The sequence below is a fragment of the Shewanella sp. ISTPL2 genome, from assembly GCF_013283205.1.
In the GTDB taxonomy this organism is placed as follows: domain Bacteria; phylum Pseudomonadota; class Gammaproteobacteria; order Enterobacterales; family Shewanellaceae; genus Shewanella; species Shewanella oncorhynchi.
The window spans coordinates 19,544-34,620 of the sequence record NZ_JAAPAV010000002.1 but is presented as its reverse complement, the minus strand read 5'-3'; the positions used below and the strand labels follow the sequence as shown (position 1 = coordinate 34,620).

14 protein-coding genes are annotated in these 15,077 nt (G+C 44.7%); 8 read left to right on the top strand and 6 right to left on the bottom strand.

All coding sequences use genetic code 11. The features are described from left to right. Positions 1 to 24 precede the first annotated feature (24 nt). On the bottom strand, positions 25 to 1,500 hold the full coding sequence (locus HUB64_RS21985; RefSeq protein WP_173497805.1) for a capsule assembly Wzi family protein: 1,476 nt from the start codon (positions 1,498 to 1,500) through the stop codon (positions 25 to 27). A 90-nt stretch (positions 1,501 to 1,590) separates the two neighbouring features. Further along, on the bottom strand, positions 1,591 to 2,082 hold the full coding sequence (coaD, locus tag HUB64_RS21980) for a pantetheine-phosphate adenylyltransferase (protein WP_105250747.1): 492 nt from the start codon (positions 2,080 to 2,082) through the stop codon (positions 1,591 to 1,593). Between the two features lie 284 nt (positions 2,083 to 2,366). Between coaD and HUB64_RS21975 the strand changes: the two genes are divergently transcribed. Both HUB64_RS21975 and HUB64_RS21970 read left to right on the top strand, forming a co-directional pair. Next, the gene (locus HUB64_RS21975) at positions 2,367 to 3,437 is read left to right on the top strand and encodes a glycosyltransferase (protein WP_173497804.1); all 1,071 of its coding nucleotides are present in this window, start codon (positions 2,367 to 2,369) and stop codon (positions 3,435 to 3,437) included. A gap of 356 nt (positions 3,438 to 3,793) precedes the next feature. After that, on the top strand, positions 3,794 to 4,966 hold the full coding sequence (locus tag HUB64_RS21970; RefSeq protein ID WP_173497803.1) for a glycosyltransferase family 4 protein: 1,173 nt from the start codon (positions 3,794 to 3,796) through the stop codon (positions 4,964 to 4,966). 48 nt (positions 4,967 to 5,014) lie between these two features. Here HUB64_RS21970 and HUB64_RS21965 read toward each other — a convergent pair whose 3' ends face one another. The 3 genes from HUB64_RS21965 to HUB64_RS21955 form a co-directional block, all read right to left on the bottom strand. Continuing rightward, complete coding sequence (locus tag HUB64_RS21965) at positions 5,015 to 6,106, bottom strand: CDP-glycerol glycerophosphotransferase family protein (RefSeq protein ID WP_173497802.1); 1,092 nt, start codon at positions 6,104 to 6,106, stop codon at positions 5,015 to 5,017. Between the two features lie 24 nt (positions 6,107 to 6,130). Then, positions 6,131 to 7,216: a glycosyltransferase gene (locus HUB64_RS21960; RefSeq protein ID WP_173497801.1), complete on the bottom strand. Its 1,086-nt coding sequence runs from the start codon at positions 7,214 to 7,216 to the stop codon at positions 6,131 to 6,133. A 91-nt stretch (positions 7,217 to 7,307) separates the two neighbouring features. Further along, positions 7,308 to 8,351, bottom strand: coding sequence for a glycosyltransferase family 9 protein (locus HUB64_RS21955; RefSeq protein WP_173497800.1), 1,044 nt, complete (start codon positions 8,349 to 8,351; stop codon positions 7,308 to 7,310). Between the two features lie 98 nt (positions 8,352 to 8,449). On the opposite strand from HUB64_RS21955, the gene HUB64_RS21950 reads away from it, so the two are divergent. Then, positions 8,450 to 9,205 carry a 3-deoxy-D-manno-octulosonic acid kinase gene (locus HUB64_RS21950; protein WP_173497799.1) on the top strand — a complete coding sequence of 252 codons (756 nt, stop codon included), beginning with the start codon at positions 8,450 to 8,452 and terminating at the stop codon, positions 9,203 to 9,205. Positions 9,206 to 9,231: 26 nt separating this feature from the next. Here HUB64_RS21950 and waaA read toward each other — a convergent pair whose 3' ends face one another. Beyond that, entirely contained in the window at positions 9,232 to 10,497 is a 1,266-nt protein-coding gene (waaA, locus tag HUB64_RS21945; protein ID WP_173497798.1) for a lipid IV(A) 3-deoxy-D-manno-octulosonic acid transferase, read from the bottom strand. Between the two features lie 147 nt (positions 10,498 to 10,644). On the opposite strand from waaA, the gene HUB64_RS21940 reads away from it, so the two are divergent. The 5 genes from HUB64_RS21940 (at position 10,645) to glpG (ending at position 15,058) form a co-directional block, all read left to right on the top strand. After that, positions 10,645 to 11,292, top strand: a complete 648-nt coding sequence (locus HUB64_RS21940; RefSeq protein ID WP_113940155.1) for a TetR/AcrR family transcriptional regulator — start codon at positions 10,645 to 10,647, stop codon at positions 11,290 to 11,292. 286 nt (positions 11,293 to 11,578) lie between these two features. Then, positions 11,579 to 12,772, top strand: coding sequence for a glycine C-acetyltransferase (locus HUB64_RS21935; RefSeq protein WP_168826108.1), 1,194 nt, complete (start codon positions 11,579 to 11,581; stop codon positions 12,770 to 12,772). Positions 12,773 to 12,783: 11 nt separating this feature from the next. Continuing rightward, a complete protein-coding gene (gene tdh, locus HUB64_RS21930; RefSeq protein WP_012090660.1) occupies positions 12,784 to 13,809 on the top strand; it encodes an L-threonine 3-dehydrogenase in 1,026 nt (341 codons plus the stop codon). Between the two features lie 101 nt (positions 13,810 to 13,910). Then, a complete protein-coding gene (gene glpE / locus HUB64_RS21925; protein ID WP_006084745.1) occupies positions 13,911 to 14,216 on the top strand; it encodes a thiosulfate sulfurtransferase GlpE in 306 nt (101 codons plus the stop codon). Then, on the top strand, positions 14,213 to 15,058 hold the full coding sequence (gene glpG, locus HUB64_RS21920; protein ID WP_173497797.1) for a rhomboid family intramembrane serine protease GlpG: 846 nt from the start codon (positions 14,213 to 14,215) through the stop codon (positions 15,056 to 15,058). The genes glpE and glpG overlap by 4 nt, the downstream gene beginning before the upstream one ends. The last annotated feature ends 19 nt before the right edge of the window (positions 15,059 to 15,077 follow it).

Here is a 15,077-nt window from a genome sequence, read left to right as displayed (position 1 = left end):
TCGTTATTTAATCAATTATATCTGTCAAAAACGATACTCAAAACTGCTAAATAGCGTGGCATTTGTATCATTTTCTTGAACTTCAAATTCCGATCTCGATACTGTTCCACCTAAGCTCCACATGCCTTTCCACACAGGCATACGGTAAGAAAGCTCCAGCATCAATAAATCTTCTTTTGGCGGTTGTGGTGCCCAAGTGTTCGCCACATTGGAGCCATCTTTATTCAGCTTCGCATAACGCAGCAACGAGGTAAAACCACGGCTGTTATTAAACTGGCCAACTAATCCAACCACGAACACTTGTGCATCGCTATCATAGGTAGAACCCAAAGCACGACCATAGTAGCGAGCACCACTCAGATAGACAGGATCCTCATAGAAACAATTGGCACTATCACCATCGCATTTTACATAGGTGTCCGAATATTCCATGAACAACTTAAACTGCTTACCCGATGTGCCAAAATGGGTATCAATCCCCCAAAGTGAGCCGCAGTCACTACCATTTTCACAACTATGTTCGAGATATAATCCAACAGGGATATCCTGCAAAGTATCGGCATAACGCATATCAATACTTTGAGTTCTATGGCCTGCATCGCGGCGCTCATTCGGCGCACAATCATTTGTACCATCGATACAAACAGCATTACTCGCAACCGAATCCCACCAAGAGTCAAAGTTACAATCTTGGCCCTCACCACAAAATAAGGTCGACCAAGACAATCCCACTTCTAACTGTTTAATCGGTCTTGCACTTAAGCGCATATCCCACTCAGCCGTCTTAGGCACAGCACGATCCACTTCAGTTAAGCTAAATCCGGTTTTAAAGGTCCAAGGGCCAATCCAAGATAACCAAGGTGTTTCAAAAGCCGCGGCATTGTTACGGCTCAAGGTTAACGATGACATAGGGCGGGCGTTATTAGAACGATGTAGAGCCGAGTCAAACCCCGGTCCCCACCACTGCTCAACCGCGCCTAAGGTTGCGATCCAATTGCCAAAAATGATGGCAAAATAAGACTCATCAAGGCGGAAGTTTTTATTATCTTGCGGATCATAGGTTTCTGCCACCGTCGCCTTATAAGCAACACGCGATCCTAAATACTCGTAGGAGCCCAGCACTTCACCTTTCTCGCGATAGCCAGAACCATAATGTTGAAAGCGAGCAGGATCAGATGCTGCCGATACTTTTATCCGTGCATTACCACGATTATCGACAGCATTTTGATAATAAAAATTAACCCGTGCAAAGGCTTGTACTAAAGAGGGAGAAAGCAGCTCAGGCTCAATTTTCGCTAAATCACCACCAATGCCTGACCACATCAATGGATAAGTATTCACAGGCACAGTGATCACACCCGCATCAGCAAGTGCTTGAATGTCAGCTCTAAGATAAATATCAGAGGCATCGACCCAAGGTGCAGCAGCAAGCATTGAAGAAAAAAACAGGCCAGAGGCAATGCTAGTAGCAAGGATCGTGGGGGGAAAAAAAGCCTTCATAACATCCTTTTAAGTATCATCACAAGGCAACAATGCCTCAAAGTTAACACAAAACTCCTACGTAAAAACTATCTAGTTCGCAGGTAAAATCTAAGGTTTAACCAACTTAAGCTTTGCCGCCAATGCAGCCGTTACTTCAGGGTGAACAAACTGGCTCACATCGCCACCATGCAAAGCGACTTCCTTTACTAAGGTTGAAGAGATAAATGAGTTTTCCTCGGCAGGCGTTAAAAACACGCTTTCCAGATCAGGGCTCAATCTGCGATTCATATTTGCTAATTGGAATTCATATTCAAAGTCGGATACCGCGCGTAACCCACGCACAAGTACACTGGCCTTTTGCTCCTTGGCAAAATCCACTAGCAACCCCGAAAACCCCACCACCTCGACATTATCCAAATGAGCAGTCACCCGATTGACCAATTCAACTCGCTCTTCAAGGGTGAATCTAGGCTGCTTGGAAGGATTAGCCGCAATGCCAATCACCACATGTTTAAACAGTTTAGCCGCACGCTCAATCAAGTCGGCATGACCATTGGTGATAGGATCAAAAGTTCCTGGATAAATAGCTCTTGTATGCACTTTGCTGACTCAACTCACATGGATGCCAAAAATCATTGCTCGCCAGTCTACTCGTTTTAGCCAAGCGAGTGAATAATCGCAGCAAAAACGACTTTAAATACCGATAAAAAACTTAAAAATAAGCAAGAACGCTATTGATTAAGCCCATGTAAAGGCACGAACAGGTATAATGTTGCACGAAATTAAAACCGACCACATACAATGTTGCTCCCCCTGTTTAACGATATACACTGAGCAGTGTTAGGTTTAAAAAACGACGTTTGAAGACACGCAGAAGAGCATATATGAAGAAAATCGCGATTTTTTGCCATAACTTTTTCTCCAACGGCACAGTGAAAGTCGCCTTGTCGCAGGCAGAAGTGTTACAGGAAGCAGGACAAGATGTGCATTTGTTTGTGTTTCACAGGGAAGGCGATTTTATACCTCCGCAAAATGTGACCATTCATTATCTGTTTGAAGCGGGTCAAAAACCTTCGCTACAGGAGCAGATACAACAACTCAAAGCTAAAGTGAGCGCCGCCGAAAAAACGGGCAAGTTTTCACTCTTTCTAAGTAATTCAACTGACTGCGATGTTGTTGTTTCCGGCTGTCATTTCGATCCTTGCTACTACTTCTGTCATTGTGCGTTAAAACAAGAGTTATTGATGGAGTTAAAACGCGGTCCAGTACACTTCTGGCGCAGATGGAAAAAAGCCAAGGCTCTGATCGGCAAAAAAATCATCACAGTCTCAAATGGTATTGCCGACGAACTCAGAGCCACTTCTTGGTTAAAACCCCAGAGCGTGCAAACCATCTACAACCCTTTTCGCTTAGAAGAAATAAAAATTAAGACTCAAGAAGTTATCGCCGAAATTCCCAATGAGCCTTATATGATCCATGTGGGTAGAGTCACTCGTCAAAAGCGCCATGACATTCTCTTCAAAGCATTGAGGGATATGCCGACAGCACCTAAACTCGTGCTTCTCTGTAATCGACCAAATAAAGCGCGTAAATTAGCCAAAAAATACGGTGTTGAGCACCGAATTATCACACCCGGTTTTCAACATAATCCCTATGCTTGGATTGCCAACGCAGAATTAATGCTACTGAGCTCAGATTTTGAAGGCTTGCCAACGGTAGTCATTGAGTCATTGGCCTGTGGCACCCCCGTCGTAAGCACTGACTGCCCTCACGGCCCGAATGAAATCCTTACCGGACATTTAGCTAAATATTTGGTTCCCGTTCGCCAACCTGCATTGTTGGCACAAAAGGCTCTGGAATGTCTGGCATCGCCTCCATCGCTTGAAGACCTTGCTATTCTTAAAGCCGTAGATAGTCAAAATATTGCAAAGCAATATTTTGACTTAGCCGAATAAATATCTTTATACGGTAAAAAGTAGAAACTCTATTGAATATAAGTAGAGTTTCTACTTAACCTCCAACACCTGTTACACTCTGATACAGTATGACGGCTCATTTGAATTAGCCCCCGAAAACACAATGCATTAACAAATGCATCAAACAAAGAGTGATAACACACAGAAATACAATACATTTAGCCTGTATAATTACTATTATTGAACATCGATAAAACAGTTTATTATAAGGTTAACCATTCTGTATTTATGAATAAATAAATTCATTGATAGTCTATTTGAAAAATATCAAAATACTTCCCATCAAATAATTCTACCTAAGTAGAATTAGCAATAAATGATTTTTTGGGGTAGTAATGAGTAAGCTTAAAGTGGCTTTATTAGTTGATGAGTACTTTGGTGGTACAGGAACAGTGTATGGTGGATACGGTTTTCTAGCACGCCACTTAATCGCCAAACACTTACCCAACGAAAATATTGAAGTAGAAGTGCTGATAAAAAAAGACTGCAGCAAGCAAAGATTAATACCTCGTCGCTATATGATAGATGGCATTAAAGTTTACCGCTTAGCGGCTAAGTTTATGGATTTCCTTAATATTAGGTTTCTGAAAAAGAAGAATTACGATATATTTCTGTCAATAGAAATGACAACCCACTCATATCGTATTCTAAAAACTATCCCCAATATTGATAAAAAACTCCTCTTTTGGGTTCAAGATCCAAGACCTGATTATGAATGGGATGAAATTAATACCGTAAAACTTTTCCCTGAGAAAAGTTATTGGGACAGTAATATTTATCAGTTTGTTCATGACCTTTGGGCGGCAGGGAAAGTCTCATTTATTTCTCAGGCACGCTTTTTAGATCGTAAAGCCAGAGATCTCTACAATCTCGATGATAAAACAGAAATCAAATATTTACCCAATCCTATCGAGATCGATCATAATTTCGATGTAGAAGCACACCCGAAGAAAAATCACATTATCTTTCTGGGACGAATTGAGTCAGTCAAACGTGGTTGGTTATTTTGCGAGATAGCTAAACTGATGCCTGAATATGAATTTTTCATGTTAGGTCAGTCATTTAGGCAGTCAAAGAAAAATCAGTCCATCATGAATGACTACCTAAATATTCCCAACCTACATTTTGTAGGGCATGTAGAAGGCGATCGAAAAAACCAGCTAATCAAAGATGCTAAAATTTTAGTCAACACTTCAATTCACGAAGCTCTACCAATTTCTTTCTTAGAAGCGTTATCTTATGGCACCCTTCTCGTCAGTTGCCGTGACCCCGACGAGCTGACGAGTCAATTTGGCGTATTTACAGGTACAGTGCTCGGAGATGGTTTTGATAAAGTCGATTTATTTGTCGATGGTATACGCCATCTGATGGAAAACGAACAACTAAGACAAGAACTCGCGGTTAAGGCAGTTGACTACATCAAAGCAAACCACAGTATTGAAGATTTCCAGAAAAATATGCAAGAAATCATCTTTAAACTGGTTGAAGAAACGAAACTGCAAGGCTAACAAAATGGGCCGATATTTCAATATCGGCCCATAAGTAACGACAACTAGCTAAAACAACTTCCAATAACCTAGCTTGCGCCGCATCTTAAAATGGCGCAACAAGTTCAATGGTTTAGGTTTTAGCCAATCTGTGCCTTTATCAATCAAAGCATCTGTTGCGGCTAAAACTCGCTGGCTAGATTGACCATCGCCCGTAGGGTGAATTTGATTGCAATAATCATGGATGTGCGCCATCAAATCATCAGGACGACTCAGTGCTCGCGTTAATGCAGATTCAATATCCTCAACCCGACTGATATCGATTAAATGATCTTTCGGTGACTGATTTTTAAAGGTCACCACTGGTTTTCGCTGCATTAAAAACATCAACAGAATCGATGAAGTGTCACACAACATCACATCCCCCGCCTGCAACAAAGGGATCACATTATCAGTTTCAACAAACTGTAAATTCTCGTTTTCTAAAGCCTTGTACTGCTCAACAATCTTAGGGTTCATCTTTGGATGAAATTGCACGAGCCAGCGCCATTGGCTCTTTTGCGACAGGGCTTTAATCTGCTCAAATACCACAGGTGCGCAGGTCAAACTTGGGGAAAATGTTGAGCAAAAGAGTACTACTGGCCTTGGGTCATCAGCTTTGATATAGGGATTATCTTTATTCTCAAGAAATAGGGGGTCGAGCGCAGGCCATCCCGTTTCAACGACAGTAAAAGTACCAAACTTTTTCTCTAGTTTCAGAAAGGGCAGAGTCGTCGCAGGGCCTTGGGTACAATACAAATCAAAACAATCTCTGATTTCGAAGTGATCTTCTCGGCCCTTATGATTCATTTTACCCGCATTAAATCCATGGAATACGCCCACTTTAACCCCAGGAATAAAACGAGGGACAACGTTCCCAGGGACGAATACCGCATCTGGTTTCCACGCTTTCACAGCATCGATGCTCTGCAAGCGCAGTTCATCGGTTTTTAAAAACTTAGGATCGACCTCATTTCCCTCTAAGAACCAGCTAACCTCATCACCTCTTTCCAAAATGACTTGTTGAAGTGGCCTTAACATCGCATAGGAATAGTTTTGCGCTATGTAAAATAAATAACGTCTTTTGGCTTGTTTGGCTTGTTTGGCTTCTTCCACAAGCATGCTCCTAAAACACAAACGAATAAATTATTTTGCCAATGCTAAATATTGTTCGGCAATTAAGGTCGCATCGACTTTGGCCAAAATCTCAACCTGCTCGAGGGATGGCGGCAAGCTAACAACCTCGTCTATCATTTTAGCTAACGCTTTGGGATCACGACGCGGCACGAGATAAGGCACTAAATTCCCCGTTAAAATTTCACTGGGTCCATGTGGGCAATCAGTGCTCACAACAGGAGTCCCACAAGCTAAAGATTCAATCAAGACTGTCGGTAAACCTTCAAAATCAGAGCTGAGCACTAATGCCTTAGCCTGCTTAATCCATGGAAAAGGATTACTTTGAAAACCGGGAATAATTAATCGCTTTTCAATACCAAACTTTTTCGCTGCTTTTATCGCTTTTTTGTGGTTATGACACAAGAGCACGACAGGAAGTTGATTTTGCGTGAGCTTGAGGGCTTCAAACAACACATCATGGCGCTTTTGCTTAGCAAAGCGACCGACATGAATAAGATAATCTCCCTGAGGGATTTGCGGATTATCTTGCTGTGATTGAGATGTGATTTCGTTAAATTCAAATGGATTATAGATAGTTTGCATAGATGCTGGATGCAAACGACCTTTATCTTTAATCTCCTTTGCAATGCCATTTGAGACAGTAATCAAATGCTGGCCATTGAGCGCTTTTTTGGATTTTAGCTTCTTGAAATAAGCAAACGGTCCCAGTTTAAATTGGCGGCTCAACTCTTCTTCTACAGAAGAATGGACTATGACATAAAGCGGTGAAACACCGGTTTTGGTCATCATCAAATTGGTTTTATCTAAGTTTGATAAAAACAAATCAAACTTGCCCACTTGAGATTCAATTTCCGCGATTTTTGCGCTGAGTTTGTTAACCGAAGCATTCAATCGCCCAAAATGGTCGAAATCTTTATCCTTAGGGGCAAAACATTGATGAATGGGTAAGTCATCTGGGATTTCATAATAGCGATTATCTTCCATGACTAAAAAATGCGGCTCATGCCCTAAGCGAATAAATTGCTTGGCTAAGGTAATCATGACCTTTTCGGCTCCGCCACCCGCTAAACTGTCAATGGCAATGGCTATCCGCATGATTTATCTCCTAAATGATATTCTGAATACCCACCGCTAATGCAGCGATATTTCAAGAGTGCTGAACAAGAATGCACGATACTAACAAGCCTTAACTGAGTGTCTGCTGAACCACTAACTCAAACTTCTCAATCACGGCTTCAACACCGATCAAAGCCATCAAATGCTCGCCTTTGGCGCGAGTTCCCCACTTAATTTGTCCACTATGTTGCGATCTCATGGCCTTATCATAGGCACTCACCACATATTGCTGCGATAGGTAAGGACCTGTGCGCCCAGGATTGGAATGGGCATATAAACCAATGACTGGGGTACCTTGGGTAACCGCCATATGCGCAGGGCCCGTATCCGGAGCTAACACTAAGCTTGCGCGTTTTAGCAGGGCCAATAATTGAGTCAGACTGGTTTTGCCCACTAAATTATCGATTTTAGAGGGACACGCCTGCAAGATTTGCTCTGCTAAATCCTTCTCAAGCTGCGTTGGACCACCGCACAGCATGACTCTAAACCCTTTCGCAATCGCATGGCTCGCAACGGCGGCATAACGCTCTGGTAACCAGTTACGTTCTGCCTTACTGGCTGCAGCGCAAATGATAAAGACTTTTTCATTGTCTTTAATCTGCGTCTGGGCAAATTCAGTATCCGCAATTGGCACAGGAATATGCCATTGAGGAGTGAGATCGTTAACGCCAATCGCCTTAGCGAATCCCATAAATCCTTCGAGCACATGGGGCTTGGCCAAGGGCTCCACCCTGTGATTTGTCACTAGCCACTGACCTTCTTTGGCGCGGGCACGATCGAAGCCTATGCGCACCTTTGCCGAAATGGCTAATGAAGCCAAGGTAGCACGTAGCGCAACCTGCATATGCAGCAGCACGTCAAAACGTCGGCCTTTTAAGGCCTTACGCAAATTAAAATAGCTGCGCCATCCTTGAGATTTATCGAAAATAACAAACTCAATGCCGGGTAAATACTTCAACAATTGATATTCGAGTTTACCGATCACCCATGTGATTTTGAGCTCGGGGTATTGCCGCTGAATCGCCTGCACCATAGCCACGGCATGACAGACGTCACCGATAGCGGATAAGCGCAGCAAACAAAGGGAATTCATGGTATTGGGATTTAAACTCATTGGGATTGAAGCTAAAAGCTCTTAAGGTTATTTGGCGCAAGCTAAGGATCTTAATGTAGAATGGCCCTAGGTGCCACGCTTAAGTCAACAAATCTCCGATGAATGCTCAGATACAGCTCATAAAAACCGCCCAAGGTCACATGGCAGTTTGCCAAGATACGCCAACAGATATCGATCCCGCGTGGTTCTCGGTGGATTTTTGGCGGGCTAAAAATGCTGTCGTCGGCTCATCCAAAGGCCGCTACACCACTTGGTTTGTGGCTTTTGAGCACAGTCATTGGGTATTGCGTCATTATTGGCGTGGCGGCTTAATGGAGAAATTCAGCAAAGATGCTTACGTTTATACTGGCCTCGAAAATACCCGCGCCATGGGTGAGTTACGCTTATTAGACATTTTGTATCGCGAAGATTTTGCTGTACCTAAACCGATTGCCGCCAACATAGTGCGTGATGGATTATTTTACCGCGCCGATATCATTATCGAACGGGTCGAAGGCGCCGAGGATTTAGTCGCTAAACTCGGCAAAGGGGTCATGAGTACTGAGCAATGGCAAGCATTGGGAGCAACTATCGCCCAATTCCACCAGCGTGGTGTGTACCACGCCGACCTCAATGCCAAGAATATTCTGTTCCAGCCCGCACAAACTGAACCCTTAACGCCAGAGCGGTTTTATCTTATCGATTTCGACCGTGGTGAGTTAAAAACACCGAGCCCGCAATGGCAGAAATCGAATCTAGACAGACTGTTACGTTCCTTTAATAAAGAACAAGCCAAGCTACCAAACCTTGCCTTCACCGCTGATAACTGGTCATCACTGCTGCTGGGCTATCAAGCGACGATGCAAAGCGCCTGATCCACTAAACAAATTATCTTGTTGAATTAAGCGGTTATTAAAGATTGCGCGAGAAGAAATTGTCGTTGCAAGGCACCGCGATTTGCCTCAACCACAGCCAATCCCGCGTTTGCCGCCTGAAGGCGTAACTCAGATTTCGCAAAATAGGCAATCAAGTTAGCCGCCAGTTCATCCGCCGAAGTGACAACCCTTAACCCACCAGCATCCGCCAACATCTGCGTAATTTGGGCAAAGTCCCAATGGTTCGGCCCCACCATAACAGGTACGCCCATAGCAACAGGCTCCAAGGGATTATGACCACCGTTAGTGATCAGCGTACCACCGACAAAAGCTTGATCCGCGGCGCCATAAAAGGTCAGAAGTTCACCCATGGTATCGCCTACCAGCACTTGAGTCGTGGCCGTCACAGGAAGATTACCGCTGCGGCGAACAGATTCAAAACCTTGGCTGGCAACAAACTCAGCAACGGCAGAAAACTGCTCAGGATGACGCGGTGCAATAATCAGCAAGGCATCAGGCCACTGAGCCAATAATTGCCTATGGGCGGTGAGCATGGCGTCAAATTCTCCAGGATGCACACTGCCAGCGACCCAAATCGGCGAGGTTTCACGCCCCCAAGTCTGACGCAACAGCTTGGCATTGGCTAAACGCTCGGGCGTAATACTGAGATCAAACTTCAAGCTACCGCATACTGTTACTCTGTCCTGCGATACACCTAACTCGATAAAACGCTGCGCTTCCACTCGAGTCTGCACCGCAATAACATCGAGTCGTTGCAACATAGGTCGACTGAGTTTAGGGCGCTTAGCATATTGCGCCGCCGACTTGGCCGACAGACGTGCATTGGCCAACATCAAGCGCACACCTCGCTTGGCCGCTAAGGCAACCAAGTTAGGCCACAGTTCGGTTTCCATAATGATGCAAGATTTAGGTGAGACTTGGCGCAAGAAACGCCGCACACACCAAGGTAAGTCAAAGGGTAAATAACAATGCTGCACTGAGTCACCAAAGGCTTTACGCACTTCGGCAGACCCTGTTGGGCTGGTTGTGGTAACCGTAATGCTTAACTCAGGGTGTGATTGCATAATCAAACGGATCAATGGGATTGCCGCAAGCGTTTCACCCATAGACACAGAATGGACCAGTACATCCGTCGATTTAAGTCGGGTTAATCCAAAACGTTCCCCCCAACGACCGCGGTAATCAGGGCTTTTAATAGCACGAAATGCTAAATAGACGATTAGCAAAGGGGATAATAAATATAAGATCGTGGAATAGAGAAAACGATTCATTAAAAACGTGCTTATGAGTTTTGCCTGATGAATAGCGGCAATGTTAGCATATGCACCAAATTAGGGATAATTTACCAGCAGTTCGGCGGTCGTTGGTTAGCTTTCTTTGATCAATTATGTGGCGTTCACTAGCAATTTGGATAACTTATGAAAACCCGCGACAAAATAATCTATGCCAGTCTTGAACTGTTCAACGAGCATGGCGAAAGAAACATCACCACCAATCACATTGCCGCTCACTTAAATATGAGTCCCGGGAATCTTTATTACCATTTTCGCAATAAAGAAGACATTATCCGCTGTATTTTCAGTCTCTATGAGAATCATCTCGAATCGGGTTTCCAACCCTATGAAGATAAGCAAGTGGATGTAGAACTGTTAATCGGCTACTTCGATGCTATGTTCTATACCTTGTGGCAATTCCGCTTCATGTACGCCAATCTTGCGGATATTCTCGCTCGCGATGAAGAACTAAAAAAACGCTATTTGCACGCACAGCAGCAAGTCTTAACGCGTTCAAGCCATGTGCTGCATAAACTCACACAAGACGGATTTCTGTGTGTCGATGCTGACAAAATCACGCCACTGGCGGATACCATTAAGATGATCGTCAGCTTTTGGATTGGTTATCAACTCACACAATCCAGCACGTCCACCATTACTAAAGCGACACTTTATGAAGGCGTTTTAAGGGTGCTGATGATTTTCAAAGCCTATGCAACCCCGACTTCCGTTGCGACTTTTACTCGCCTAGAGCAACATTACCACGCGCTAGCGAGTCAAGAATCCCTATAACATCATCCCAAACGCCTATGTTGGGAACTCGCATTCGGAACTAAACTCAAAGCAATTATAGTACTGAGTGCGAACCCGTTTTCGCTCTACAACGCTTAAAAGAATACTCAGTCAAACAGTGGCAAACTTATGTTGCACATTAGTTTTTATAATGTAAAAACCACTTTAGCCCTAAACTAGTTTATCTTGCGAACCTGCATGAAAAAAAGGCTGTAGGCCGATTAGGTTTAGAGTTAGAATGCCGCCACTCCCAAAATCAGAATAAAGTTAACTAAGGAGATATCAGGTGGCCTCTACCTCATTCTACGCACAGATTAATCAACAGCTTGCAGACATCAAAGCCGAAGGCTTATATAAAAGCGAGCGTGTTATTGCCTCACCGCAACAAACTGCCATTCAAGTTAATCACCAAGAAGTTGTTAACTTTTGCGCGAATAATTACCTAGGCCTAGCGAATCACCCAGAGCTAATCAAAGCCGCCCAACAGGGCTTAGACAGCCACGGCTTTGGTATGGCATCAGTACGTTTTATTTGCGGTACCCAAGACATACATAAAAAGCTAGAAGCTAGCCTGAGCGAATTCCTCGGCACTGAAGACACCATTCTTTACTCTTCATGTTTTGATGCGAACGCAGGTCTATTCGAAACCTTGTTAGATGCAGAAGACGCCATCATTTCTGATGCGTTAAACCATGCTTCTATCATCGACGGTGTACGTTTATGTAAAGCAAAGCGTTTCCGTTATGCCAACAACGATATGGCCGATTTAGAAACTCAGTTGATCGCCGCGAAAGAAGCGGGCGCCCGTAATATCTTGATCGCCACCGATGGCGTATTCTCGATGGACGGCGTGATTGCTAACCTGCAAGGCGTATGTGATTTAGCCGATAAATACAGCGCACTGGTGATGGTCGATGACTCTCACGCGGTAGGCTTTATTGGCGCAAACGGCCGTGGAACCCACGAATATTGCAATGTGATGGACAGAGTGGACATCATCACCGGCACCTTAGGCAAAGCCTTAGGCGGCGCATCGGGCGGTTTCACTTCGGGTAAAAAAGAAGTCATCGACTGGTTACGCCAGCGTTCACGTCCTTACCTGTTCTCTAACTCATTAGCGCCGTCAATCGTGACTGCATCTATCCATGTGTTAGAAATGCTCAAATCAGGCCAAGCCCTGCGCGAAGCCGTATGGGAAAACAGCCGTTATTTCCGTGAGCAAATGTCAGCAGCAGGCTTTACTTTGGGCGGCGCCGACCACGCGATTATCCCAGTGATGATTGGTGATGCGAAACTGGCGGGCGACTTTGCTAACCGCTTATTAGCAGAACATATTTATGTTATTGGCTTCTCGTTCCCAGTCGTTCCTAAGGGACAAGCCCGTATCCGTACGCAAATGTCAGCGGCACATACCCGTGAGCAACTCGACAAAGCGATCACCGCCTTTACCCGTATTGCCAAAGAAATGGGCATTATTTAGGACTTAAGACAATGAAAGCACTAAGCAAGTTAAAAGCCGAAAAAGGTATTTGGTTAGTCGATGCGCCTAAGCCAGTGATGGGCCACAACGATCTGCTGATCAAAATTAAAAAAACTGCGATTTGTGGCACCGACATGCACATCTACAACTGGGACGAATGGTCACAAAAAACCATTCCAGTCCCTATGGTTGTTGGTCATGAATATGTAGGCGAAGTGGTTGATATAGGCCAAGAAGTTCGTGGTTTTAAGATTGGAGACCGCGTGTCTGGCGAAGGTCATATTACCTGTGGCCACTGCCGTAACTGCCGCGCAGGCCGCACCCATTTATGCCGTAACACCTCTGGCGTGGGTGTCAATCGTGAAGGTTCATTTGCAGAATACTTAGTTATCCCCGCCTTTAACGCCTTTAAAATCCCTGATGATATCAGCGATGATTTAGCCTCAATCTTTGACCCCTTTGGTAACGCTGTGCACACAGCATTATCCTTCGATTTAGTCGGTGAAGACGTGTTGATCACCGGCGCAGGTCCCATCGGCATAATGGCGGCAGCAGTATGTCGTCACGTAGGTGCTCGCCATGTGGTGATCACCGACGTCAACGAATACCGCTTAGAACTGGCCCGTAAAATGGGCGCCACGCGCGCTGTGAACGTGTCAAAAGAAAACCTAAAAGACGTGATGAAAGAACTGGGCATGACCGAAGGTTTCGACGTTGGATTAGAAATGTCTGGCGTACCCTCAGCCTTCCACGCCATGTTAGATACCATGAACCACGGCGGCAAAGTCGCTATGCTCGGTATTCCTAGTGGTGAAATGGCCATCGACTGGAGCAAAGTGATCTTCAAAGGTTTGGTCATCAAAGGCATCTACGGCCGTGAAATGTTCGAAACTTGGTACAAGATGGCCAGTCTTATCCAATCAGGCTTAGATATTTCACCTATCATCACTCACCACTTCAAGATTGACGATTTCCAACAAGGTTTCGACGCTATGGGCTCGGGCCAATCAGGTAAAGTAATCCTCAGCTGGGATTAATCCTCCAGAGCATTACCTAGATAGGGGCTGTACACTCGCAGCCCCTTGTTGCACACTTATCCCATCTTGATTTCCATCTCTTAGCTTTGTCAGGTTTTATTATGTCTTCCTTTAAACACTTAAGCGTTAATCAATTGCTGCAAATGACCGAAGCACAGCCAGTGCAAATCGTCGATATCCGCGATGGCAATAGCTTCACCAACGGCCATATTGCAGGTGCAACTAACCTGAATAACGAAAACCTAGCGCAATTTATTAGCCAAGCCGATATGGATAGCCCACTGGTGGTGGTTTGTTATCACGGCATGAGCAGCCAAAATGCGGCGCAATATTTATGCGAACAAGGTTTTGATGACGTTTACAGCCTAGACGGCGGCTATAGCGCTTGGCATGAGGCGAATGCATGATAGAAATTGGCAGACTCCCCAACAGCAGAGCCGCGCAGGCATTTGTCGATTACCTCAAAGGGGAAGACATTGACTGCCAAATTGAGCCGCTGGTTCAGGGTGTTGCCATTCTGGTTATCCATGACAAAGATGTGGAGCAAGCACGCAAAGAGTTTGCCCACTTTATTGCTCACCCTTACGACAATAAATATCTGCAAGCCTCATGGGAACACGGCGATACCCAAACCAAACTCGATTATGGTGCCCCTTCGCTGCAGTTGTTCACCCAATTTATTACTGGCGCAGGCCCAGTCACGCTGATCATATTTGCGGCTTGCGTACTCATTTTTGCAGCGATGAACTTAGGATTCGCCAACCAAACCTACAAAGCACTGTCCTATTTTGGGGCAGTACCTCATTCAGAGTTCAGCCAGTTCTGGCGTGTTTTTACACCGAGCCTGCTGCATTTTTCCGCCATGCACGTCATCTTTAATTTGCTCTGGTGGTGGTATTTAGGCGGTAAAATCGAAACCCGTATTGGTACTGCACCATTACTCATCCTGCTGTTTGTCGCAGGAACACTGCCAAACGTTATCCAATATTATGTCGGTGGACCTAACTTTGGCGGGCTGTCCGGCGTTGTGTATGCAGTGGTGGGTTACACTTGGATCATGGGTATACGTAAACCCGCAGCAGGAATAGATTTCCCACCATCATATATGGGCTTTATGATGATATGGTTGGCATTGGGATTCACAGATATTCTAGGGGTTTCGGTTGCTAACGGCGCCCACATTGGCGGCTTACTCATAGGTTTAGCCCAAGGTTTATTTGATAGCCGCAAATCCTCGAGCTCAATCTAATAACTCAATCTAATATAGT